Source organism: Pseudomonas ficuserectae (assembly GCF_024584585.1).
Taxonomy (GTDB): domain Bacteria; phylum Pseudomonadota; class Gammaproteobacteria; order Pseudomonadales; family Pseudomonadaceae; genus Aquipseudomonas; species Aquipseudomonas amygdali.
The window spans coordinates 5,866,748-5,888,925 of the sequence record NZ_CP085684.1 but is presented as its reverse complement, the minus strand read 5'-3'; the positions used below and the strand labels follow the sequence as shown (position 1 = coordinate 5,888,925).

Genomic DNA, 22,178 nt, shown 5'->3' with positions numbered 1-22,178 from the left:
ATCAGGACTCCAGCGAACCGTCGAGGGTCTTCACCGCGCCGTACAGGTTCGGACGGCGATCACGGAACGTGCCCCACGCGCTACGGATGTGCTCCAGCTCGTCCAGGTCGAAGCTATGGACCAGCACGCCTTCTTCGGTTTCGTTGAGCTCGGCGACTTTTTCACCGAACTGGTTGGCGATGAACGACGAGCCGTAGAAGGTGATGTCGTAGCCATCCTGCTCTTCGTTGCCGATACGGTTGCTGGCGATCAGCGGCATCAGGTTCGCGCCGGCATGGCCTTGCTGCACGCGCTGCCAGTGATCGCGCGAGCTGATGGTTTTGTCGTGTGGCTCGCTGCCGATGGCGGTCGGGTAGAACAGAATTTCTGCGCCCTGCAACGCCATGCTGCGTGCGCACTCCGGGAACCACTGGTCCCAGCAGATGCCAACGCCGATTTTCGCGTAGCGGGTCTGCCAGACCTTGAAGCCGGTGTCGCCCGGGTTGAAGTAGTACTTTTCGTGGTAGCCGGGGCCGTCCGGGATGTGGCTCTTGCGGTAGATGCCCAGGTTGGTGCCGTCTGCGTCGATGATCGCAATGGTATTGAAACGTGCACGGCCGGCCAGCTCGAAGAAGCTGATCGGCAGTACAACTTGCAGCTCTTTGGCGAGCTTCTGGAAATGCTTGATTGCGACGTTGGATTCGATAGTAGTCGCCAACTGCAGATAGTCCGGGTTCGGCTTCTGGCAGAAGTACGGGGTTTCAAACAGTTCCTGAATCAGGATGATCTGTGCGCCCTTGGCGGCAGCTTCACGCACCAGCTTTTCAGCGGTCTCGATGTTGGCTTCCAGATCCCAGGAACAGGCCATCTGGGTAGCAGCGACAGAAACGATACGGCTCATGAAAATATCTCCAGGGGCGGATGCAAAGGACTTATCACCATAGCAGACGAGCGATGACGATCATGAACGCCTTTATAGCGGATAAAAATCGGTATTAAAAGCTAAAATTTTGTTACGCTCACTATATTTTATTATTTTTGCCGATATTAATCGACTTAAAATCCATCAAAGTGCCCATTCCCCAAGCTGAGTGTGACGCGGAGCGTCACGAACGGCATTCCCACGCTGGAGCGTGCGGAACGATGGGCCCCCGGGCACCACCTATCGTACCCATTCCCTCGCTGGTACATGCGGAACGATGGGTGCCCGGGCACCACCTATCGTGGCCATTCCCTCGCTGGTGCATGCGGAACGATGGGTGCCCGGGCACCACCTATCGTGGCCATTCCCCCGCTGGTGCGTGCGGAACGATGGCCCCCCAGGCACCACCTATCGTGCCCATGCTCCGCGTGGGTATGCCGTTCTGGACGCTCTGCGTCCTCTATTCCAGTTCGTGGAGCACCTTCGATACGTTATCGACGAAAAAATCCACGCTTTGCCAGGTGGTGCACATCGGGGGTTTGATTTTGAGGATGTTCAAGTGGTCGCCAGTCGGCTGCATGAAGATGCCCAGTTCACGCAGGCGCTCGCAAAGCTGCGCGGTTTCTTCCGTGGCAGGTTCCAGGGTCTGGCGGTCGCGGACCAACTCCATGCCCAGATAAAAACCCATGCCATGCACCGCGCCCACCAGCGGATGTTTGTCGGCCAGGGCCTGCAGCCGCGCCTTGAAGTGGTCGCCCACGATTCGCGCGTTGTCCCAGAGTTTCTCCTCCTCCATGACATCCAGCACCGCCATGCCGATTCGGCAACTAACCGGACTGCCACCGGATGACGAGAAGAAATAGCCCTCGGCCTCCAGCGCCTCGGCGATCTCACGACGGGTAATGACCGCGCCCAACGGATGGCCGTTGCCCATGCCCTTGGCCATGCTGATGATATCCGGCACCACGCCCTGCTCTTCGAAGCCCCAAAAGTAATGACCCAGACGGCCATAACCCACCTGCACCTCATCGGCAATGCACACGCCGCCCGCAGCGCGAATCTTCTGATACACCTGTTGCAGATAGCCGGCAGGCAAGGAAATCCCGCCCGCATTGCCATACACCGGCTCGCAGATGAAGCCCGCCACCTGCCGTTGCTGCTTTGCCAGCGTGACGAGTACCTGATCGATACTGCGTACATACTCCGGCGCACTGTCAGCGCCACGAAACGGCCCGCGATAGGTATTGGGTGCGGTGACCGGATGCACCCAGTCCGGGCGGGTACTGAGTGCCTGCGGGTTGTCGGCAATTGAGGTGGAAATGGCGTCAGTCGCCACCGACCAGCCGTGATACGCCTCCAGCACACTCAGCATGTCGCGGCCGCCGCTGTAGGCCCAGGCCAGCCTGATTGCCAGGTCGTTGGCCTCGGTGCCGCTGTTGACCAGAAACACGCGGTCCATGCCCTTGGGTGCCAGCTTGAGCAAGCGCTCGGAGAACTCGGCAATCGCCGCGTAATGAAAGCGCGAGTTGGTGTTGAGCAGCGACCACTGACGAGCCGCTTCATGGGCCATGCGCGGGTGGCCGTGGCCGAGGACCGCGACGTTATTGAGCATGTCCAGATAGGAACGGCCCTGCATGTCGATCAGGTGATTGCGCCAGCCACGCTCGATCTGCGGCGGAGCCTGATAGTAGTGTTTTTGCGAGCGGGCGAAGCTGGCATCACGCCGCGCCAGCAATTGCGCGGCGTCTGCGAGCGCTGGAGCGTCACAATCAAAACCGAGCAAGGTAGACGGCGACGGGCACACGGTGCGCCAGGCTGCCGCCCAGGCAGGTGTGGTGAACAGCGGCGGGCTGAGGTCTGCCGTGGTGCACAGTTGCAGCAACAGCGAACCACCGCCCTGCCCGATCAGCGCGCCTGCTGACACTTGATCAGCCAGTGAAGCATCCGGCAGCACGCCCCACAGCTTCAAACTTATACCCTCGCCGACCAGCAGCAATGCCGCATCTGCGGTCAGCCGCAGAGTGCCGTTGAACGGTGCATGCAGCGCCGTTTCGGCGGGCACATGCAATTCAACGTGCAGGGCGAAAGTTTCGGGCTCCTTCGCGCTGTCAGGCAAGGTGCGCGACAACCGGTATTCCCCAAAGCGGCTGGCCGCCAGGCCATCGTCACCCGCAGCCTGGGAGAGCAGGTATTCGTCAATGCCACTTTGCTCCCAGTTGCCTGCCACAAAGTGCTCACTGAGCACACCCAAATCCACCACTGTCGGCTTGAGCCCTTGTAGAGCGGGCAGCATCGGCTGGTAAGCGGGCTGTCCGGCAGGCGGAAACTCCACACCCACGGCCTGCAGAATCGCCGCTTCCATCAGCGCCATCGGCACCGAAGTGGCGACGTCGAAGATGTTCCATTCCCCGGCAAGGTTGGCCTGGATGTACGCGTTGTCCGACTCGATGCTGGCCTGCTGTTCGCTGCTGAGCACCAGCACTGCGGATCGAGCGACGATCAGCGGCCAGAGCGCCTGCAATTCTTCGGTTTTCAGCGGATTGAGGGCGTGGTAGGCGCGAATGGCTGGCAGGATGTACAGCGGGTCGCCGTCGGCATGGTGCAGCAGCGCCGCGCAGGTCACCGACAGGTCGGCCACTCGCCAGGTGCTGACCAGATCGCCGAAGTCGATCAACCCCTGCAATTGCCATTGGCGCTGTGCATCACGCAGCCAGACCACGTTGTGCTCGGTGATGTCCAGATGCACCGCCTGTATCGGCAGCGCTGCTATCAATGGCAACAAACGACGATGAGCCTGTTCATCAGCCTCGATGACACAGGCGCGAGCGTCGGCGTCCTTGATCACCGGCAGCAGGTGCTTGATCAGCGCGTGAGCGTGGCGCGGGTCCCATTGCAGAATGCGCTCCAGGCCAGGATGCTCGAAGCCTGCCAGTGCCAGATCTACACGGGCACACAGTTCGCCCAACCCGACCACCACCTCATGGCCCAGATGCCCGGCGTGCCCCGGTGACTGCCCATCAATGAATTCAAGCAAGCGCACGTGCATCGCCTGCCCGTCGATCCTGATGGATAACAATTGCCCGCCGTCATTGGCGCCAACCACGCCGGGCACGCCAACGGCGCTGTGGTTGCTCAGGTGTTGCAGCGCCGCGTGCTGGGCGTTCAGTTCAGTGCTCGAATAGGCCCCGTGGCAGATTTTCAGCACATAACGCCGCGTGTCGGTTTCAAGCAGAAAGTTGCGATCCTGTTGGCTGCCCAGCGCTTTCAGCGTGCCGCTCAAGCCGTAATGCTGCGCGAGCAATTGCAGCGCCTGATCCACGCTCACCTCGGGACAAGGCAGACTGGACCGGCGGATGAGCGTGGCAAGCGGCATGGAGAACCTCGATCTTGTTGGAAGGCCCGGGCTCGACGAGCAAGGCGTCATGGGCAGTCGCGCAACTATAAGGGCATTGACGGGGGATTGCTCTGCACTCCCCATCAGCACGAGTACTTCAGTGTTGGAAGCCCGCCAGAGTTTTATTCAACCGCCTGCTCGGGTTTAATGGCCTTATCTCGCCATATGCGCTCAAGCGCTATGCTGCTATTACGTCAAAACACACAAGAAGGTCAGTTAATGCGAATACTCGTTACCGGGGGCGCAGGTTTCATTGGTTCTGCACTGATCCGCCACCTGATAAACAACACCGAACACGAAGTTCTGAACTTCGACAAACTGACCTACGCGGGCAATCTTGAATCCCTGCAGTCGATTGCGACCGACACGCGCTATGAGTTCGTTCAGGCCGATATCTGCGATCAGGCCAGCGTCAGCGCGGTGCTGGAACGGTTTGCACCACAGGCGATCATGCACCTGGCGGCCGAGTCCCATGTCGACCGTTCCATTGATGGCCCGGCCGAGTTCATTCAGACCAACATCGTCGGCACCTACAGCCTGCTGGAAGCCACGCGCGCTTACTGGCTGAAACTGCCGGAAGCTGAACGTCAGGCGTTCCGTTTTCACCATATCTCTACCGATGAGGTGTATGGCGACCTGCACGGCGTCGATGATCTGTTTACCGAAACCACGCCCTATGCGCCCAGCTCGCCCTACTCGGCGAGCAAGGCGGCGTCGGATCATCTGGTGCGCGCCTGGCATCGCACCTACGGCCTGCTTGTCGTGGTAACCAACTGTTCCAACAACTACGGGCCGTTCCACTTTCCCGAAAAGCTCATCCCGCTGGTGATTCTCAACGCCCTGGCGGGCAAGCCGCTGCCGGTGTACGGCAATGGCCTGCAAGTGCGCGACTGGCTGTATGTCGAGGATCACGCACGAGCACTGCTCAAGGTCGTGACCGAAGGCAAAGTCGGCGAGACGTACAACATCGGCGGTCATAACGAGCAGAAAAACATCGACGTCGTCCGCGGTATCTGTGCGCTGCTCGATGAGCTGGCCCCGCAGCACCCGACGGGCGTCGCGCAATACAGCGACCTGATCACCTACGTGGTTGACCGTCCGGGCCACGACCAGCGCTATGCCATCGATGCCAGCAAAATCGACAACGACCTGGGCTGGACGCCCGAAGAGACCTTCGAGTCCGGGCTGCGCAAGACGGTGCAGTGGTATCTGGACAACCTGGACTGGTGCCGCAGGGTTCAGGACGGCAGTTATCAGGGCGAACGACTGGGTTTCACCGACCCAAAGGACCTGATTGCCTGATCACCCTACTTTTCGGCAGACGCGCGTGAGTGCAGACTGTCGAGCTGCCACCATTTATTGAAGATTGCAGGGGAAGCCACGTGAACGTAGTAGCGACAAAATTGCCGGAAGTCCTGATTCTGGAACCCAAGGTATTCGGTGATGAACGAGGCTTCTTCTATGAAAGCTTCAACGCCAGGGCTTTTCAGGCTGCTACTGGCCTGACCCGTGAGTTCGTGCAGGACAACCACTCGCGTTCGCAGCAAGGCGTGCTGCGCGGCCTGCATTACCAGATCGAAAACGCCCAAGGCAAACTGGTGCGCGTCACCGTTGGCAAGGTGCTGGATGTGGCCGTAGACATTCGCCGCAGTTCGCCGAACTTCGGTCAGTGGGTCGGCGTTGAGCTGTCCGCTGAAAACGCCAGGCAGCTGTGGGTGCCGGAAGGTTTTGCGCATGGGTTCGTAGTACTCAGCGAGCATGCCGAGTTTCTCTACAAGACCACCGACTACTACACGCCGTCAGCTGAGCGTTGCATCGCCTGGAACGACCCGGACCTGGCCATCGACTGGCAATTCGACGGCCAGCCCAATCTGTCGGCCAAAGACCAGCAAGGCAAACGCCTGAAAGAAGCCGATCTGTTTCCCTGAACACATGACCACAGGCCACCCGGCGCAATGTCCGGGTGCCTGACGAGTCGGCGGCGGGCATAATACGCGCCTGATGCCCACGTCAGGATCGACAGGGTGTTTCTGTTGCCTGTACCGGCCTTGTCGCCGGCAGGCATCGCCAACCCTTCGGCGACGGCCAATCGATGACCATGACTTCTGCTGCTCTGCCGCCCCGCCCTCGCTGGCGCAGCCTTGCCCTTCTGGCACTGTGCCTGGCACCGCTGCTGTGGCCGCTGGAGCATCTGGCCGAACGTTATTACCGCAGCGTGCTGGCCAACCAGAACCGCCAGACCCTGGACCTGTACGTCGCCAACCTGCTCGGCACCCTGCACCGTTATGAAACCCTGCCGCAGATTCTCGGCGACCTGCCCGCCTTGCGCGGCGCACTGGCCGCACCGAGCGACGTCACCACCCTGAAAAACGCCAATCGTCTGCTCAGCGAGATAACGCGCCAGACCGGTGCCGACGTCATGTACCTGATGGACGCCAACGGCCTGACCCTGGCCGCTTCGAACTCGGAGCAGAAGGACAGCTTCATCGGCCGAAACTTTTCCTTCAGACCCTATTTCATCGATGCGCTGGCAGGCAGAACCGGTCGCTTCTTCGGCCTTGGCACCACGTCGGCCAAGCGTGGCTACTTCTTCGCAGGCCCGGTGCGCGACGGTGATCGGGTGATCGGCGTGCTGGTGATCAAGGTCGACCTGGACCACACCGAAACACTGTGGGGCAAGACGCCCGAGCAATTGCTGCTGACCGATCAGAACGGCGTGGTAATCCTGACCTCCAACCCGGAGTGGCGCTTTCGGGCGACCCGCGACCTGACCGATGACGAGAAAAAGGCCATTGTCGCGATCCAGTCCTACCCGACCCGCGACCCGCGGCCTCTGAGGATTGATGAGCACGCCTGGCTGACCCAGACCCAGGCCATCGAAGAAACCGGCTGGAACGTGAACATTCTCGCGCCTCGCGCCCTTGTCGACCGCCAGGTACGCACGGTGGTGGCAATTGGCGGCGCAGCGCTTCTGGTGCTGATGTTGTTGCTGGGGCTGATGATGCAGCGTCGTCGCCATTATCTGGACCGAATCGCCTTCGAAGCCAAGGCACGTCGCGAGCTGGAAATGCGGGTTATCGAGCGCACCAGCGATCTGGAAGGGCTCAACAGTCGTCTGCGCCAGGAAGTGCTGGAGCGCGAACAGGCGCAGCAGGAACTGGTGCAGGCGCAGGACGAACTGGTGCAGACCAGCAAGCTGACCGCGCTGGGCACCATGTCGGCGAGCATCAGCCACGAATTGAATCAGCCCTTGGCCGCCATTCGCAGTTACGCCGAAAACGCCGAAGTGCTGCTTGATCATCAGCGTACCGAAGACGCGCGCGGCAACCTCAAGCTGATCAGCGAGCTGACCGGGCGCATGGCCTCGATCATTGCTCACTTGCGCGCTTTCGCCCGCCGAGACCGGCACGCCCCTGAAAGCGTGGCGCTACAACCGGCGCTGGACGATGCGCTGGCGTTGCTGGCCAAGCGGCGGCGCGCCATGGAAGTCGAGCTAATCCGAGACCTGCCGGACGCAACGCTGTGGGTACAGGCCGGTGAAACCCGTCTGCGTCAGGTGCTCGGCAATCTGATCGCCAACGCGCTGGACGCCCTCACCGAAAAAGGCCCGCCGCGCAGGCTGTGGATAAGTGCCGAGCAAACTGCCGAGGGCGTCAATCTGTACATTCGTGACAACGGCCCCGGATTTTCTCAGGAAGCACTGGCGCGGGCCCGCGAGCCATTCTTCACGACCAAGACCCGCACCCAGGGCCTTGGCCTGGGTCTGGCCATCTGCGATACGCTGATGCGCGCGCTGGGTGGCGAATTGCTGTTCGCCAACCATCCGAGCGGCGGCGCAGTGCTTACCCTGCGCCTGCGTGCCGGCGCTTCCGGGGCCAATCTTCAACCGCCAGAGGACCTTTCCGCATGAGTTCGGACACAGCCATCGACAGCCAGATTCAGGTGGTGCTGATCGACGACGACTCGCACCTGCGTCAGGCACTTCGCCAGACGCTGGACCTGGCTGGACTGAACGTTCTGTCGCTGTCCGAGGCAACCGGGCTGGCCGAACGCATCGGCCGCGACTGGCCAGGCGTGGTGGTCAGCGATATCCGTATGCAGGGCATGGATGGCCTGAAGCTGCTCGACCAGCTTCACGCACAGGACCCCGACCTGCCAGTGCTGCTGATCACCGGTCACGGCGATGTGCCGCTGGCGGTCAAAGCCATGCGCGCCGGAGCCTACGATTTTCTGGAAAAGCCCTTCGCCAGCGATGCCATGCTCGACAGCGTGCGCCGGGCTCTGGCGCTACGCCGTCTGGTGCTGGATAACCGCAGCCTGCGCCTGGCCCTGAGCGATCGCCAGCAATTGAGCACACGTCTGATCGGTCAGTCACCGTCGATCCTGCGTCTGCGTGAACAGATCGGAGCCTTGGCCGGGACTCGCGCTGACGTGTTGATCCTTGGCGAAACCGGTGCGGGCAAAGAAGTGGTGGCCCGCGCCCTGCACGATCTGTCCAACCGTCGCAGCGGCCCGTTCGTAGCGATCAACGCCGGCGCGCTGGCTGAATCGGTGGTGGAAAGCGAGTTGTTCGGCCATGAACCCGGTGCCTTTACCGGCGCGCAGAAGCGACGTATCGGCAAGTTCGAGTTTGCCAACGGCGGCACGCTGTTCCTCGATGAAATTGAAAGCATGAGCCTGGATGTCCAGGTCAAACTGCTGCGCCTGTTGCAGGAACGCGTGGTCGAGCGAATGGGCAGCAATCAGCAGATCCCGCTGGATATCCGCATCATCGCGGCGACCAAGGAGGACCTGCGTCAGGCAGCTGATCAGGGCCGCTTCCGGGCGGACTTGTATTACCGGTTGAACGTGGCCTCGCTGCGTATCCCGCCGTTGCGCGAACGTGGCGAAGACGCGCTGATGCTGTTCGAGCATTACGCTGATGCTGCGAGCATGCGCCACGGCATTCCCAAGCACGAACTCAAGCCCGGCCAGCGCGCGCTGTTGCTGCGTCATAACTGGCCGGGCAACGTCCGGGAACTGCAAAACGCCGCCGAACGCTTTGCGCTGGGTCTCGAGCTGGAGCTGGAGGGCGGCGATGCAGAGCAGGCGCCACCGCCGGGCGGCGGCTTGAGTGATCAGGTGGAAAGCTTCGAACGGGCCTTGATCGCCGCCGAGCTGGCTCGCCCGCACAGCTCGGTTCGCAGCCTGGCGGAAGCGCTGGGTGTGCCGCGCAAAACCCTGCACGACAAACTGCGTAAACACGGCCTGACGTTTGGCGACAGCAGCGGAGCTTCCGATGACAACGATTGAGCCTGAACATGACGCAGCCCGCGAACTTGAGCAGGTGCTGCACCACGACATTCCGCTGACCCGCGAAATGGGCATGCGCGTGATTGACTGGCACAACCAGACACTGCGCCTGCACCTGCCACTGGCACCCAACGTCAATCACAAGAACACGCTGTTCGGCGGCAGCCTGTATTGCGGCGCAGTGCTGGCGGGCTGGGGCTGGCTGCACCTGCGGCTACGCGAGGCCGGGATCAGCGATGGGCATATTGTGATTCAGGACGGGCAGATCAGTTATCCACTGCCGGTACGCACCGACGCCATCGCCCGCTGTGATGCGCCAGAGCTGGCGCTGTGGGACAAGTTCATCACCACCTACCAACGCCGAGGCCGCGCCCGCATGACCCTGCACACCAGCATTACCGCGCAGGACAGCGAAGAACAGGCTGTTCGTTTTGTCGGGCAGTTTGTATTGCACCGGTGAAGCTGCGCGCAGTGGATGCACTGGACGCAGACCTGTGGGAGCGAACTTGTTCGCGAAGGCGTCGTTTCAAGCACTGGATTTGCTGTGGATTCACCGGCCCTTTCGCGAGCAAGCGAAGCGTCGCCCGGTTCGCTCCTACGCTCGCCGGGCAGAGGCCTTGAAGCCGGCCTCAGGACTGCGCAAGCACCAGCAGTTTGTCGCGCCATTCGGCGTTGGCAGGCAACGCCAGGAAGAACGGATTGAGCAGCGATTCACGCGCCGGGTAGCTGAATGGCTGGCCGTCCAGTTGCAACACTTCGCCTCCTGCACCTTCAAGCACGCCCTGCGCCGCAGCGGTGTCCCATTGCGAGGTCGGAGCCAGGCGTGGGTAGCAGTCGGCGGCGCCCTCGGCCAGCAGGCAGAACTTCAATGAGCTGCCGATGTTGGTCAGTTGCAAATGGCCCAGCCCGTTCGACAGGCCGGCGAGCAAATGCTCCTGCTCCGGGCTGGAGTGGCGGCGGCTGGCGACCACGGTAAAGGTCTGCCCTTCGCCAGGCTGTGTGCGCACTGCGATCGGCTGGATGTGACCGACGCCATCGCTGCGCCAGGCACCCAGCCCGGCACCGCCGAAGTAGCAGCGGTTATTGGTGGGCATCGAGACCACGCCGAATACCACGCGGCCACGCTCGATCAGCGCGACATTGACGGTGAACTCTTCACTGCCGGAGATGAACTCCTTGGTACCATCCAGCGGATCGACCAGCCACCAGCGCTCCCATTTCGCTCGCTCGCTGAACGGGATGTCGGCGTCTTCTTCAGAGAGCACATGAATGCTCGGATCAAGCGCCTGCAAGCCCTCGACCAAAACCTGGTGGGCTGCCAGGTCGGCGGCGGTCACTGGCGAGTCGTCGGTCTTGGTGGTGACGGTGACATTGGCTCGCCAGAACGGCAGGATCACCTCGCCCGCCAGGCGGACCAGTTCAATCACCGGGGCGAGCAGCGGATGTGGCAGGTTGTGCAACGAATCGGTCATGGCTGAAATAATCCACGCTGGGTCAGCAGGTCACGTGTGAGGTATAGCGCGGCCAGCGCCCGGCCTTCGCTGAACTGGGCATTCTGGGCAAGGCTCGACAGCTCGCGCAGGTTGATCCGGTCAACCCGGATCGGCTCGGGCTCGTCGCCCTCCAGCCGCTCTTCGTATAGGTCGGTGGCCAGCACCACCTGAATTTTCTGGCTCATGTAGCCAGGGGACAGCGACAGCTCGGTCAACAGCTCCAGCTCACGCGCACCGAAACCGGCCTCCTCCTTGAGTTCACGGTTGGCAGCCGCCAGCACGTCTTCGCCCGGCTCGATCAGGCCCTTGGGCAGGGACAGCTCGTAGGCATCGGTGCCGCCGCAATATTCTTCGATCAGCACAGCGTGATCGGCATCGAGCATGGCCACGATCATCACCGCCCCGGGGCCCGTGCCTTTGCTGGCCAGACGCTCATAGGTCCGCTCGACGCCATTGGCAAAGCGCAATTGCAGCTCTTCAACGCGGAACAGACGACTACTGGCGACGATTGCGCGGGCAAGTACGGTAGGTTTCTGACGCATGACAGGCTCCTTTACATGAACGAGGTACTATACCGAGCTTTTCCCGATGTCTGTGTCGGATATGCTTACCCGCTCTCAACCCCTGACGAGGCCAGAATGCTTTCCATGCCCTGGAGCGAAATCGATACCGTCCTGCTGGATATGGACGGCACGTTGCTCGACCTGCATTACGACGAACACTTCTGGATGCAGCACCTGCCGCAGCACTACGCCGAACTGCACGGCGTCAGTTTCGCCATGGCCTGGCTGGAGTTAAAGCCGCTGTTCGAAAACAACGCGGGCACGCTCAATTGGTACTGCCTGGATTTCTGGAGCGCCGAGCTTAAACTGTCGGTTCGCGACCTGAAACGCGAAATTGCGCACATGATTGCACTGCGCCCGGACGCCGAGACCTTTCTCGCCGCCATCAAGCAAGCGGGCAAACGGGTGATCATGATCACCAACGCGCACCGCGATTCGTTGTCGCTGAAGATGGAGCGAATCGAGCTGGCGCCTTATTTCGAGCGCCTGATCAGCTCTCACGATTACGGCTTCCCCAAAGAGAGCCAGCATTTCTGGGACGCCTTGAAGGCCGACACCGCGTTTGACCCGGCACGCAGCCTGTTTATCGACGACACCTTGCCGATCCTGCGCAGCGCCCGCCACTTTGGTGTAGCCCATTTGCTGGCCGTCAGCCAGCCCAACAGCCAGAAAGGCCCCAAAGACACCGAAGAGTTCGCTGCGGTGGACGATTATCGGGAGCTGATCAAGGGCGTGCTCCATCCTTCAGCCTGAACGCGTAGAATCGGCTGTCTGGACGGCCCAGCGGAGTGAATATGGACATCAAGCAACTTAAGTTTCTGATCGCCCTCGATGAAACGAGGCACTTCGGCCAGGCGGCTGCGCGCTGCAACATCACCCAGCCGACGCTGTCGATGCGCCTGCGCAATCTGGAAGAAGAGCTTGGCTTGCCACTGGTCAATCGCGGCCAACGCTTCGAAGGCTTTACCGCACCAGGCGAACGCGTATTGGCCTGGGCACGCACGGTACTGGCTGCCTACGACGGTCTGCAGGCTGAAGCGGCCGCCTGCCGCGGTCATCTGGTCGGGACGTTGCGCCTGGGCGTGGTGCCGCTGTCGAGCTTCGATCCGCTGCCATTGCTGCACCGGCTGCACCAGCTGCACCCCAATCTGCGCTTCGAGCTGTCGTCACTCAGCTCCGAGCAAGTGCTGGAACAACTGGCAAGCAATCGTATCGATCTGGGCGTTTCGTACCTGGAACGGCTGGACACCGAACGCTTCGACTCGCTGACCCTGGACGACACGCGCATGGGGCTGCTGTATGACCGTCGGCACTTTACCTTTGGTGACGAACCGTTGAGCTGGGCCGATCTGGTCGAATTGCCGCTGGGCACTCTGACCAGCGGCATGCATTTTCGCCAATCGATCGATCACAACTTCCATAGCCGCGGCCTGCAACCCAATCCGCTGATACAAACCGATGCCGTTCATCAGTTGCTGCAAGCCGTCCATGGCGGTTTTTGCTGCGCGATCATGCCGCTGGATGGCGGTCTGGAAACGCTCACCGAACATTTGCGCCTGCATCCGATTGCCGACTCCCGGACTTTGGCCCGGCTGGGGTTGATCATGCGCCGCAGTGCGCCACGTTCGGCACTGGCTGAAGCCTGCTTTGCACTGGTAGCAGAAATACCGCGCTAGAGCGTTGATCGACGTCATCTATCGGGACATCAGCACTAGCGATTAGACGATTTCCAATAACGGGCCTAGTCTTGCAGATGTCATTCTGCCGGTATTTCAGCCCATGCCCGTTACACGCAAGGTCAGCTCGGCGTCCTTTGCTACGCCAGCCCCCGAAGCAAGCCAGTCTTACAGCTACTCGAATCTCGAGGGCACGGACTCTGCACGTAACGAACTTGCTGAAGAAGTGGCGCTGGCGATTGCCTACAACGGCATCAGCCAGGCGGTCATGCTGGTCAGCCCTACTGATCTGGAAGACTTTATCGTCGGCTTCAGCCTGGGCAGCGGCATCATTGCCTCGCATGACGAAATCTACGACTTCAAAATCAGTGGTTGCGGCTCGGCGATGCAGGCCGAGGTCGAGATCGCCAGCCGCGCCTTCTGGGAACTCAAGCAGCAGCGTCGGCAACTGGCTGGCACCAGCGGTTGCGGACTGTGTGGCGTTGAAGCCGTCGAGCAGGCACTGCCTGACCTGAAGGCGCTGCCCGGCGCGCCCCTGCCCCCGATCGAATGGCTGGAAGGCCTGCGTCAGCGCATCGGTGAGTTCCAGCCGCTCGGCCGCCATTGCGGCGCCGTACATGCGGCGGTGTTCATGGACGGTAACGGCCAGCTGTTGCTGGGACGTGAAGACATCGGCCGCCACAACGCGCTGGACAAGCTGATCGGCGCATTGATCCGTCAGGACATCCCCTTGGCAGGCGGCGTCGCCATCGTGACCAGCCGCTGCAGCCTGGAACTGATTCAGAAAGTATTGCGCGCCGGCATGCAGACCCTGGTCAGCCTGTCTTCGCCCACCGGCCTGGCCCTGCAATGGGCCCGCCGTCACAACCTCAATCTAATTCACCTGCCGCAGAAAAGTGCGCCGCGGGTCTATAGCCCTGCGATGGAGATTCAAGCGTGAGCACTCATCATCAAGCCGACAAGACACCAACCCCCCGCTACAAGCCGTACAAAGGTGCGGCAGGCGGCTGGGGCGCACTGATCAGCGTGACGCAACACTGGCTGGGCAGTGACAACGCGCTGAAGAACCTGCGCATGATGCTCAAGACCAACCAGAACGGCGGTTTCGACTGCCCGGGCTGTGCGTGGGGTGATTCGCCGGAAAGCGGCATGGTCAAGTTCTGCGAGAACGGCGCCAAGGCGGTGAACTGGGAAGCGACCAAGCGTCGTGTCGACCCGGCCTTCTTTGCCCGCTACAGCGTCAGCTCGTTGATGGAGCAGAGCGATTACTGGCTCGAGTATCAGGGCCGCCTGACCGAGCCGATGAGCTATGACGCGGAAACCGACCGTTACAAGCCGATCAGCTGGGACAACGCGTTTGCGCTGATCGCCAAGCACCTAAAGAACCTGCCCAGCCCGAACATGGCCGAGTTCTACACCTCCGGCCGCGCCAGCAACGAAGCGGCGTACCTGTATCAGCTGTTCGTGCGCGCTTATGGCACCAACAACTTCCCTGACTGCTCGAACATGTGCCACGAGGCCAGCGGCGTAGCGCTGTCGCAAAGCGTCGGTGTCGGCAAGGGCACCGTGACGTTCGAGGATTTCGAACACGCCGATGCCATCTTCGTCCTAGGTCAGAACCCCGGCACCAACCACCCGCGCATGCTCGAACCATTGCGTGAAGCGGTACAGCGCGGCGCCCAGGTGGTGTGCGTCAACCCGCTCAAAGAGCGTGGCCTGGAGCGTTTCCAGCATCCGCAACACCCGGTCGAAATGCTCACCAACGGCGACCGCCCGACCAACACCGCTTACTTCCGCCCTGCCCTGGGTGGCGACATGGCGCTGTTGCGCGGCATGGCCAAGTTCCTGCTGCAATGGGAGCGCGAGGCGCAGGCCAACAACGCACCTTCGGTGTTCGACCACGCGTTCCTCAACGAACACACCGAAGGCGTGCTCGAATACCTGGCCGCCATCGATGACACGTCCTGGGACGCCATCGTCGAGCAATCCGGTCTGCCGCTGAGCGACATCGAACAGTCGGCACGCATGTACGCCAAAGGCAAGAACGTAATCATGTGCTGGGCGATGGGGATTACCCAGCACCGTCACTCGGTGCCGACCATCCAGGAAATCGCCAACCTGATGCTGCTGCGCGGCAACATCGGCCGTCCGGGTGCCGGCCTGTGCCCGGTGCGCGGTCACAGTAACGTGCAGGGTGACCGCACCATGGGCATCAACGAGCGCCCACCGGTGTTCCTGCTCGATGCCCTGGAAAAACGCTTCCAGTTCAAAGTACCCCGCGAAAATGGTCACAACGTCGTCGAAGCCATTCACGCCATGGCCGAAGGTCGCGCCAAGGTGTTCATCGCGCTGGGCGGCAACTTCGCTCAGGCCACCCCGGACAGCCATCGCACTGCCGAAGCCCTCAGCAATTGCGACCTGACCGTACAGATCAGCACCAAGCTGAACCGCAGTCACCTGTTCCACGGCAAGGACGCGCTGATCCTGCCGTGCTTCGGCCGTACCGACATCGACATCCAGGCCAACGGCCCACAAGCCGTCACCGTGGAAGATTCGTTCAGCATGGTTCACGCTTCCAACGGCCAGTTGAAGCCGTCCTCGAAGCAAATGCGTTCCGAGCCTGCGATCATCGCCGGTATCGCCAACGCTACGCTGGGCAAGGCGCCTGTGGACTGGTTGTGGCTGGTCGAGGACTACAACCGTATTCGCGACCTGATCGCCGACACCATCCCCGGCTTCAAGGATTTCAACGAGCGCGTCAAGCACCCGGGCGGCTTCTACCTGGGTAACGCTGCTGGCGCACGTCGCTGGAACACTGCGTCGACCCGCGCCAACTTCAAGTCCAATGCGCTGCCGCTGACTCTGATCAATGAACACGTCAGTTCAACCGGGCAGATCCCGGACCTGATCATGCAATCCATGCGCTCACACGATCAGTACAACACCACCATCTATGGCCTGGACGACCGCTATCGCGGCGTCAAAGGTCAGCGTGACGTGCTGTTCGTCAACGAAGCCGACATCATCCGCCTGGGCTTCCAGCCGGGGCAGAAGGCGGACCTGATTTCGATCTGGAGCGATAACCGCGAGCGCCGCGTCAAAGGCTTCACGTTGCTGCCATTCGATATTCCGGCCGGTCAGGCTGCCGCCTACTACCCAGAGGTCAACCCGCTGGTGCCGCTGGAAAGCGTGGGCGATGGCAGCAGCACGCCGACCTCGAAGTTCGTTGCCATCCGCCTCGAGCGCTCTGCAGAGTCGGCACGCATCCTCTAACGTCCCTGAAAGACGCCCACAAAAAAAGCCCGTTTCTCTGGAAACGGGCCTTTCACAAGTAACCTCAGACTCTCATTTCCGACTTAAGTTCCTTAGCAAAAAACAATAACTTAGCAGTTTGTGTGGCAATCGTGTTACTCGTCGGAATTGCATTGCTACATTCTTCACTTGACACCAAGATCGCGCCGTCATCCCTATGAGATTCCATACATGAAGTATTCCTCGATACTGTTGTTGTCTCTTACCTTGATCAGCGGTGCAGCCTCTGCAGGCAACCTCGAATCAGGCGCAGGCGGAGCATTGGGTGGGGTACTAGGCTCGGTCGTCGGTCAACAGCTCGGCGGCAGCACCGGTTCAGCGATTGGCGCTGGCCTGGGTGGCGCAGCCGGCGGTGCGGTCGGTGCAGACCGTCGCAACCGTACAGAAGCAGCCATTGGCGGCGGTCTGGGCGCAGCAGGCGGTAACGTCGTAGGCCGCAGCGTTGGCGGCAGCACCGGCAGCCTGATCGGCTCGGCGGTAGGCGGCGGCGGTGGTGCCGTACTCGGCAACTACATGGGCAACGAAAGCCGCAGCGATGATCGTCGTTATCGCGGTGGCCGTGATGATCGCCGCTACTATCGCGATCATGACCGTCGTCCGAAGCACCACGGCCATCGTCGTCATCGCGACTGATACAGCCGTTATTTACTGATGAATCAAAACCGGCCGCTCTTGAGCGGCCGGTTTTGTTTTAGAGCATCGCCTGCACCCATGCCCTCACCTGCGCATACGGATAATCCTCCAGCAAGGCAAAACCGCTGGTGGCGCGAGCCTTGAGCCTGGTGAACAAGGGCACGCTGATACCGCACAAAAAGCGCGTCAGGCATTCGGCGCTGGGCGGCTGAGCAGTGAAGTCCTGGTGCTTGTGGATAAAATCACCGCACACCTGCTGAAAGTCCCGGTTATCCAGAGGTTCCAGCGCAGGTGGCTGTGGAAGATGGGCGATCTGGCCGTGGCAGACCGAGCAATGGCCGCATTGCTCGGGCGCATTGTAATCGCCGAAGTAGCGTGCCAACCGATGAGTCAGGCACTGATCACTGGAGAACACCTCAAGCATTGCATGAATGCGCGCAACTTCAGTGGCCTCGTGGTGGGCGAAATAATCGTGCAGCTCGACGCTCAGGGCCTGCGGGTCAAAGTCACTGCGCAACACGCTGTAGACCTCGGTCATCTGCTTACTTTCCAGCTCGATCCAGCCCTTTTCCTGAAAGTAATCCAGCGCCTTGACCACCCGCCCACGCTCGGCACCGTATTGCTGGTACATCGCGTCGAAGTTGACCGTGGCCCAGGTACGCGCCCGGCTGGACGTATCGATCAACGCCTGAACGAATTCGCGCCGCTCACCCTCGAAACGCGCCATCAGGTCGTGCGGCTGAAGCAGAAACTTGAAGCGGTACTCGGCGAAGTAAGCGTAACGCGGTGCGATGATTCCGCGCAGTTCCAGCTGCACCAGCAGGGTCTTCAACGGCAATTGACGGATATTGCTGAGATCAGCCAGCGGCCCGAGCAGAAACTCCCACTGCCCGTCATGGCGTGCATCGAGCAAATCCTCCAGCACACGGGCAATCCCCTCGCGCTCCGGCGTGTCGCCATACACAAAATTTTCCAGCACATTGAGGCTGTCGCGGTTGGCCAGCACCAGACAATCCGAGGCACCACCATCGCGCCCTGCCCGGCCGATTTCCTGGCTGTAGTTCTCGATGGATTTGGGCAGGTCGAAATGCACCACATTACGGATGTCGCTTTTGTCGATACCCATTCCGAACGCAATGGTCGCCACGATGCAGTTCAGGCTGCCGCCCATGAAACGCTTCTGAATCGACTCGCGCTGATCGTTGGGCAGCCCGGCATGGTAAGCACTGGCCGGCAGACCATTCTGTTCAAGGTGCACCGCGACATGCTCGGCGGTCTTTTGCAGCGTCACGTAAACGATTGTCGGTTGGCCGTGCCGCTCATTGAGCCACTCGACCAGCAGCCGCCTTTTGTCACGCCCGCTGACCGGCTTGACCCACAGGTGCAGGTTGGCGCGGTAGAAGCCGGTGGTGATGACATCCTCGGGGGCAATGGCGAATTTGTCCTGCATGTCGGTAATGACCTGCGGTGTCGCGGTCGCCGTCAGCAGCAGTGCCTGAGGGATGTTGAATTCGCGCTGGTAGTCCGGCAGCTTCAGATAATCAGGCCGAAAGTTATGCCCCCACTCCGAAATACAGTGCGCCTCGTCGACCACCAGCAAGGAAATCGGCACCTGGGCGATGAAGTTGCGGAAACGCTCGTTCTTGAGGCGCTCGACCGAGATCATCAGGATCTTCAGCTCTCCGGAACGCGCGCGAGCCATGACGTCGGCGACATCATCGCGGCTTTGTGCCGAATCAATGCTTGCTGCGGCAATGCCGTGGCGGTGCAAAAAGGCAAGCTGATCCTGGATCAGCGCCAGCAACGGCGAAACCACCAGCGTCAGATTGGGCAGCAGTAGCGCAGGCAATTGGTAACATAGCGACTTGCCTGAGCCCGTCGGGAAAATTGCCGCAGCCGAGCGTCCGGCCAGCACGGCGCTGATCGCTGCCTCCTGGCCTGGCCGGAACTGCGTGTAACCAAAAACCTGCTCAAGACGCTGGTGCATTCGCGGTTCATCCATCAGTCAAACAAAACGGTCCCAACCTTAGCGCGACAGGCCAAATGCATACACCACCAAAGCGTTACAGAAACACGGCGCGTGGCCGATAACGTTGAGATTTCATGCCTGCTGCGTCAGCAGGCGCGGCGCTCACCTTCATACCGCTTGATCTGGAGCAGGAATGGATTCCACACAGCAACCCGAAGACGACGGGATCATCCGCATTCAGCGCCTTGTGCCGGGCCAGGTCGATGTCGTTCTGGGCGCGCATCCAAGCCGTAAACTTAGCGCTCGACCGGGCAAGTCGCGGCCCTACTGGCTCTGGCTGGCAGGCCTTATCGTTGCGGGTTGCCTGGCCGGGCTGGTCGTGTCTCATGGGCGAAGCCCGAAGGTGGCACTGGCACCACCTGTCGAGCGACCTGCACCTGAACCAGAGACCACCGTGATCGACAGCGAACCGATAATGGTGGCAAGCCCCGCACCCGCGCCGTCGATCCATGCGCCTGACCTGTTACCTGTCGCCGCAACCCGGGAACAGCCAGCCGCCGTGCAGCCGCTGGATAACTGCATGAAAAGCGGCAATGTCATCGATGAGAGCGTATTGAACTGTCGCTTTGGCCAGGTTCCTCGACCCGCTCAGGCAGAACCGGCGAAAGGCATGGTGTCCGCAGACTACATGGCTGACTTCAAAGCCAACGCTGCTCGCAACCCTGCTCGCTCGGCCCGTCCCTACAGCGTTGCGACGGCCTCCATCCGTGAATGGGACGGCAGAAACCGCTATCGGGCGCAGTGGCGGGTTTACGGCAACACCATCGACGGCGACAGCGTCTGCGAAAACTTCGCCATTCGCTCATTCGAACGGCGCGAGTGTCGCAAGGCTGCGCAGGTCAACTTCAAGGAGGAATGCCGGGAGTGGACCAAACGTGCTGCCCGAAATCGCGACGAGGACAGTAAAAATGCCGAGCAGCGTTATTGTGAAGTGGCGGCGACTTTCTCGCCTTAGCAACACATTGAACCCCTCTGGAGCAACTGTTTCGCCGCTAAAACCGGTTTTTTGATGCGTACGTTCACGGCCATCCACATACAAAACCTTACACATGTATAGCCAAAGGCTTACACGCAATAGGGAAGGTTGGCTATTTTTCACCTGCTATCAGCGCCGTAAGATTGGATCCAACAACTGGCGAACAAGGAGTTCGCCAGGATCAGGGACGATCGACCATCGCCGGGAAGGCAGCCGACAGGGAGTTGGAATGGTCTTGGTACAAACCCGCTTCGGCGGGTTTTTTATTGCCTGCGATTTTTGCTGTCGGCGAACCTGTAGATGCAAAATCTTTCCTGACGCCAGAATTCCTGCCCCTCACCCCGCTGTTTGAGCATGAACACGTGAGGTATAGCGAAAGGCTTACACGCGGCGGGGGAACTTGGCTATTCCCGAACCTGAACGCGGCGCATAAGATTGGATCCATCAAGTGGTGAACAGGGAGTTCACTAGGATCAAGGATGATCGACCATCGCCTGGGAGGCGTCCGACAGGAAGTCGGGATGGTCTTGGAAAAACCCGCTTCGGCGGGTTTTTTATTTGCTGCAAGAAAATCCGGGGACGTTTATCAGCAAGCACCTTCCTCCTTGCGCTCGGCAAGAATCGGTGTGCGTTTCACTCACTCCCCTGTTGCCACCTGAACCACTCGTGGTGCCATCATCCCTCATCCGAGAAATATCCGCTCACAAGACGGCATCGTGATTTTATCGTCTTGAAGACGCAAACAGCGGGCAAATAAGTTCATCTTTTTAAGCTTAATTGCGTTCGAAATCGGATCCAGATAACGCTCCAAAGCCCTTATAAATCAAGGCTTACGGCTATATTGCTGCTGTAATATTAACCAGTAGTGGCTCATGGCAATCATTGCTTACTGTAACAAAACCGAGAAAATATCCACCGTCTGTAGGAACTTTCCTACTGAAAATAGTGCCATAGACCACACTGCTGGCTAGACGACATCTATATGCCAGCACCAAATCCTTCCTCATAGTGGCGGTGCGTTTTGCTTTACGCACATGGCAAAACCACTTCATGAGCAGGTGTGCAGTCGAGAAATTCGCAACTCTTCCCCGTCCCCGGTCTGATCCGGGAAGCGGTCGTGAAGGGTTCAAGGACGATGTACCGATGACTCAGACGTTCGATATAGAAGCATTGATCAAGCTGCGCAAGCAGACGCGCGCTATTTCCGACGCGCTCAAGGTGCAGGCGTCCGACTACCTGTCGACCCTCGCGTTGCTGATACGCCCGCAGACATTCTTCGGTGAATACCTGCAGGGCGCGCAACGCAGCAGCGGTCGAGAAACTCAGCACCATTTCAAAGAGCTCAAGGAGCTCTATGACCGCATTGCATCGGCAGAGCCGTTCAAGCTGGTCAATGAACTGGAAGTGCCGCTCAACCTGATCAGTACGACGCCCGAGCTGTTCCCGCTCGAATACGACATGGTGCTGTCACAAAGCGGGCAGACCATTCGCATCACCAGCCCGGTGCGTTGGGTGGTGGGCTTCAACTCCTTCGATCTGGCGCAGTTTCGCAAGGTCATCAAAGACCCGAACCGCAGCAGCGCCGAGCTGTATCGCTACGTTGTGCATTATCTGGTCCTGTTCTATTGCCTGAGCAAGTCACCGGGCATGAGCCGCCTTTTCGAAGGGTTGCGCTTCCCGGTCAGTTTCGAGCGCTTGAAAGACTTCGGCGATCTGCCGTTCTGCGTGATCAGCTCACCGGTGCGCTCCGAGCTGCCGGATGAGTCGGTCATTCGCAACAGCACGCAGATCGCAGGCAATACCAGCTTCGAAGAATTGGTCGGATACGAAAACATTCTGGAAATGAACGATGAAATCCGTCAGCGCCTTTTGCTGACGATTGAAGGACTCTAATCGCGCCTGGCCTGTC

The 22,178-nt window shown here is 60.4% G+C and carries 17 protein-coding genes; 12 read left to right on the top strand and 5 right to left on the bottom strand.

Going from position 1 to position 22,178, the window contains the following annotated elements:
- Position 1 precedes the first annotated feature (1 nt).
- Together aguB and LJU29_RS26455 are read right to left on the bottom strand one after the other, a co-directional pair.
- The gene (gene aguB / locus LJU29_RS26460; RefSeq protein ID WP_004654103.1) at positions 2-880 is read right to left on the bottom strand and encodes an N-carbamoylputrescine amidase; all 879 of its coding nucleotides are present in this window, start codon (positions 878-880) and stop codon (positions 2-4) included.
- Between the two features lie 481 nt (positions 881-1,361).
- A complete protein-coding gene (locus tag LJU29_RS26455; protein WP_257111418.1) occupies positions 1,362-4,274 on the bottom strand; it encodes an aminotransferase in 2,913 nt (970 codons plus the stop codon).
- A gap of 240 nt (positions 4,275-4,514) precedes the next feature.
- Between LJU29_RS26455 and rfbB the strand changes: the two genes are divergently transcribed.
- The 5 genes from rfbB to LJU29_RS26430 all read left to right on the top strand — a co-directional run bounded on the left by rfbB (position 4,515) and on the right by LJU29_RS26430 (position 10,047).
- Complete coding sequence (gene rfbB, locus LJU29_RS26450; RefSeq protein ID WP_257111417.1) at positions 4,515-5,597, top strand: dTDP-glucose 4,6-dehydratase; 1,083 nt, start codon at positions 4,515-4,517, stop codon at positions 5,595-5,597.
- An 80-nt stretch (positions 5,598-5,677) separates the two neighbouring features.
- Entirely contained in the window at positions 5,678-6,223 is a 546-nt protein-coding gene (gene rfbC, locus LJU29_RS26445) for a dTDP-4-dehydrorhamnose 3,5-epimerase (RefSeq protein ID WP_004654097.1), read from the top strand.
- Positions 6,224-6,387: 164 nt separating this feature from the next.
- A complete protein-coding gene (locus LJU29_RS26440) occupies positions 6,388-8,205 on the top strand; it encodes a sensor histidine kinase (RefSeq protein ID WP_054996741.1) in 1,818 nt (605 codons plus the stop codon).
- Positions 8,202-9,587, top strand: a complete 1,386-nt coding sequence (locus tag LJU29_RS26435; protein WP_257111416.1) for a sigma-54-dependent transcriptional regulator — start codon at positions 8,202-8,204, stop codon at positions 9,585-9,587. The genes LJU29_RS26440 and LJU29_RS26435 overlap by 4 nt, the downstream gene beginning before the upstream one ends.
- The gene (locus LJU29_RS26430) at positions 9,574-10,047 is read left to right on the top strand and encodes a YiiD C-terminal domain-containing protein (protein ID WP_005759662.1); all 474 of its coding nucleotides are present in this window, start codon (positions 9,574-9,576) and stop codon (positions 10,045-10,047) included. The genes LJU29_RS26435 and LJU29_RS26430 overlap by 14 nt, the downstream gene beginning before the upstream one ends.
- 169 nt (positions 10,048-10,216) lie before the next feature.
- Here LJU29_RS26430 and cysQ read toward each other — a convergent pair whose 3' ends face one another.
- Together cysQ and nudE are read right to left on the bottom strand one after the other, a co-directional pair.
- The gene (gene cysQ / locus LJU29_RS26425; protein WP_005759664.1) at positions 10,217-11,059 is read right to left on the bottom strand and encodes a 3'(2'),5'-bisphosphate nucleotidase CysQ; all 843 of its coding nucleotides are present in this window, start codon (positions 11,057-11,059) and stop codon (positions 10,217-10,219) included.
- Positions 11,056-11,622, bottom strand: coding sequence for an ADP compounds hydrolase NudE (nudE, locus tag LJU29_RS26420; RefSeq protein ID WP_003372295.1), 567 nt, complete (start codon positions 11,620-11,622; stop codon positions 11,056-11,058). The genes cysQ and nudE overlap by 4 nt, the downstream gene beginning before the upstream one ends.
- A 96-nt stretch (positions 11,623-11,718) precedes the next feature.
- Between nudE and yrfG the strand changes: the two genes are divergently transcribed.
- From yrfG to LJU29_RS26395, 5 genes are all read left to right on the top strand, one after another.
- A complete protein-coding gene (gene yrfG / locus LJU29_RS26415) occupies positions 11,719-12,396 on the top strand; it encodes a GMP/IMP nucleotidase (RefSeq protein WP_257111415.1) in 678 nt (225 codons plus the stop codon).
- Between the two features lie 41 nt (positions 12,397-12,437).
- Positions 12,438-13,319 carry a LysR family transcriptional regulator gene (locus tag LJU29_RS26410; protein ID WP_054996740.1) on the top strand — a complete coding sequence of 294 codons (882 nt, stop codon included), beginning with the start codon at positions 12,438-12,440 and terminating at the stop codon, positions 13,317-13,319.
- A gap of 103 nt (positions 13,320-13,422) precedes the next feature.
- A complete protein-coding gene (fdhD, locus tag LJU29_RS26405; RefSeq protein WP_257111414.1) occupies positions 13,423-14,259 on the top strand; it encodes a formate dehydrogenase accessory sulfurtransferase FdhD in 837 nt (278 codons plus the stop codon).
- Entirely contained in the window at positions 14,256-16,592 is a 2,337-nt protein-coding gene (locus LJU29_RS26400; protein ID WP_044310331.1) for an FdhF/YdeP family oxidoreductase, read from the top strand. The genes fdhD and LJU29_RS26400 overlap by 4 nt, the downstream gene beginning before the upstream one ends.
- Positions 16,593-16,802: 210 nt before the next feature.
- On the top strand, positions 16,803-17,264 hold the full coding sequence (locus tag LJU29_RS26395; protein WP_057423837.1) for a glycine zipper domain-containing protein: 462 nt from the start codon (positions 16,803-16,805) through the stop codon (positions 17,262-17,264).
- 58 nt (positions 17,265-17,322) lie between these two features.
- On the opposite strand, the gene LJU29_RS26390 is transcribed toward LJU29_RS26395, so the two are convergent.
- Entirely contained in the window at positions 17,323-19,251 is a 1,929-nt protein-coding gene (locus tag LJU29_RS26390) for a RecQ family ATP-dependent DNA helicase (protein WP_057454588.1), read from the bottom strand.
- 175 nt (positions 19,252-19,426) lie between these two features.
- Between LJU29_RS26390 and LJU29_RS26385 the strand changes: the two genes are divergently transcribed.
- Both LJU29_RS26385 and LJU29_RS26380 read left to right on the top strand, forming a co-directional pair.
- Positions 19,427-20,248, top strand: a complete 822-nt coding sequence (locus tag LJU29_RS26385; RefSeq protein WP_057424285.1) for a hypothetical protein — start codon at positions 19,427-19,429, stop codon at positions 20,246-20,248.
- 1,164 nt (positions 20,249-21,412) lie between these two features.
- Positions 21,413-22,162 carry a hypothetical protein gene (locus tag LJU29_RS26380; protein ID WP_003401916.1) on the top strand — a complete coding sequence of 250 codons (750 nt, stop codon included), beginning with the start codon at positions 21,413-21,415 and terminating at the stop codon, positions 22,160-22,162.
- The last annotated feature ends 16 nt before the right edge of the window (positions 22,163-22,178 follow it).

Bases quoted from the DNA above. Each gene is read 5' to 3' on its own strand.
- aguB (WP_004654103.1), bottom strand. From the start codon at position 880: ATGAGCCGTATCGTTTCTGTCGCTGCTACCCAGATGGCCTGTTCCTGG.
- LJU29_RS26455 (WP_257111418.1), bottom strand. From the start codon at position 4,274: ATGCCGCTTGCCACGCTCATCCGCCGGTCCAGTCTGCCTTGTCCCGAG.
- rfbB (WP_257111417.1), top strand. From the start codon at position 4,515: ATGCGAATACTCGTTACCGGGGGCGCAGGTTTCATTGGTTCTGCACTG.
- LJU29_RS26440 (WP_054996741.1), top strand. From the start codon at position 6,388: ATGACCATGACTTCTGCTGCTCTGCCGCCCCGCCCTCGCTGGCGCAGC.
- LJU29_RS26435 (WP_257111416.1), top strand. From the start codon at position 8,202: ATGAGTTCGGACACAGCCATCGACAGCCAGATTCAGGTGGTGCTGATC.
- LJU29_RS26430 (WP_005759662.1), top strand. From the start codon at position 9,574: ATGACAACGATTGAGCCTGAACATGACGCAGCCCGCGAACTTGAGCAG.
- cysQ (WP_005759664.1), bottom strand. From the start codon at position 11,059: ATGACCGATTCGTTGCACAACCTGCCACATCCGCTGCTCGCCCCGGTG.
- nudE (WP_003372295.1), bottom strand. From the start codon at position 11,622: ATGCGTCAGAAACCTACCGTACTTGCCCGCGCAATCGTCGCCAGTAGT.
- yrfG (WP_257111415.1), top strand. From the start codon at position 11,719: ATGCTTTCCATGCCCTGGAGCGAAATCGATACCGTCCTGCTGGATATG.
- LJU29_RS26410 (WP_054996740.1), top strand. From the start codon at position 12,438: ATGGACATCAAGCAACTTAAGTTTCTGATCGCCCTCGATGAAACGAGG.
- fdhD (WP_257111414.1), top strand. From the start codon at position 13,423: ATGCCCGTTACACGCAAGGTCAGCTCGGCGTCCTTTGCTACGCCAGCC.
- LJU29_RS26395 (WP_057423837.1), top strand. From the start codon at position 16,803: ATGAAGTATTCCTCGATACTGTTGTTGTCTCTTACCTTGATCAGCGGT.
- LJU29_RS26390 (WP_057454588.1), bottom strand. From the start codon at position 19,251: ATGCACCAGCGTCTTGAGCAGGTTTTTGGTTACACGCAGTTCCGGCCA.
- LJU29_RS26385 (WP_057424285.1), top strand. From the start codon at position 19,427: ATGGATTCCACACAGCAACCCGAAGACGACGGGATCATCCGCATTCAG.
- LJU29_RS26380 (WP_003401916.1), top strand. From the start codon at position 21,413: ATGACTCAGACGTTCGATATAGAAGCATTGATCAAGCTGCGCAAGCAG.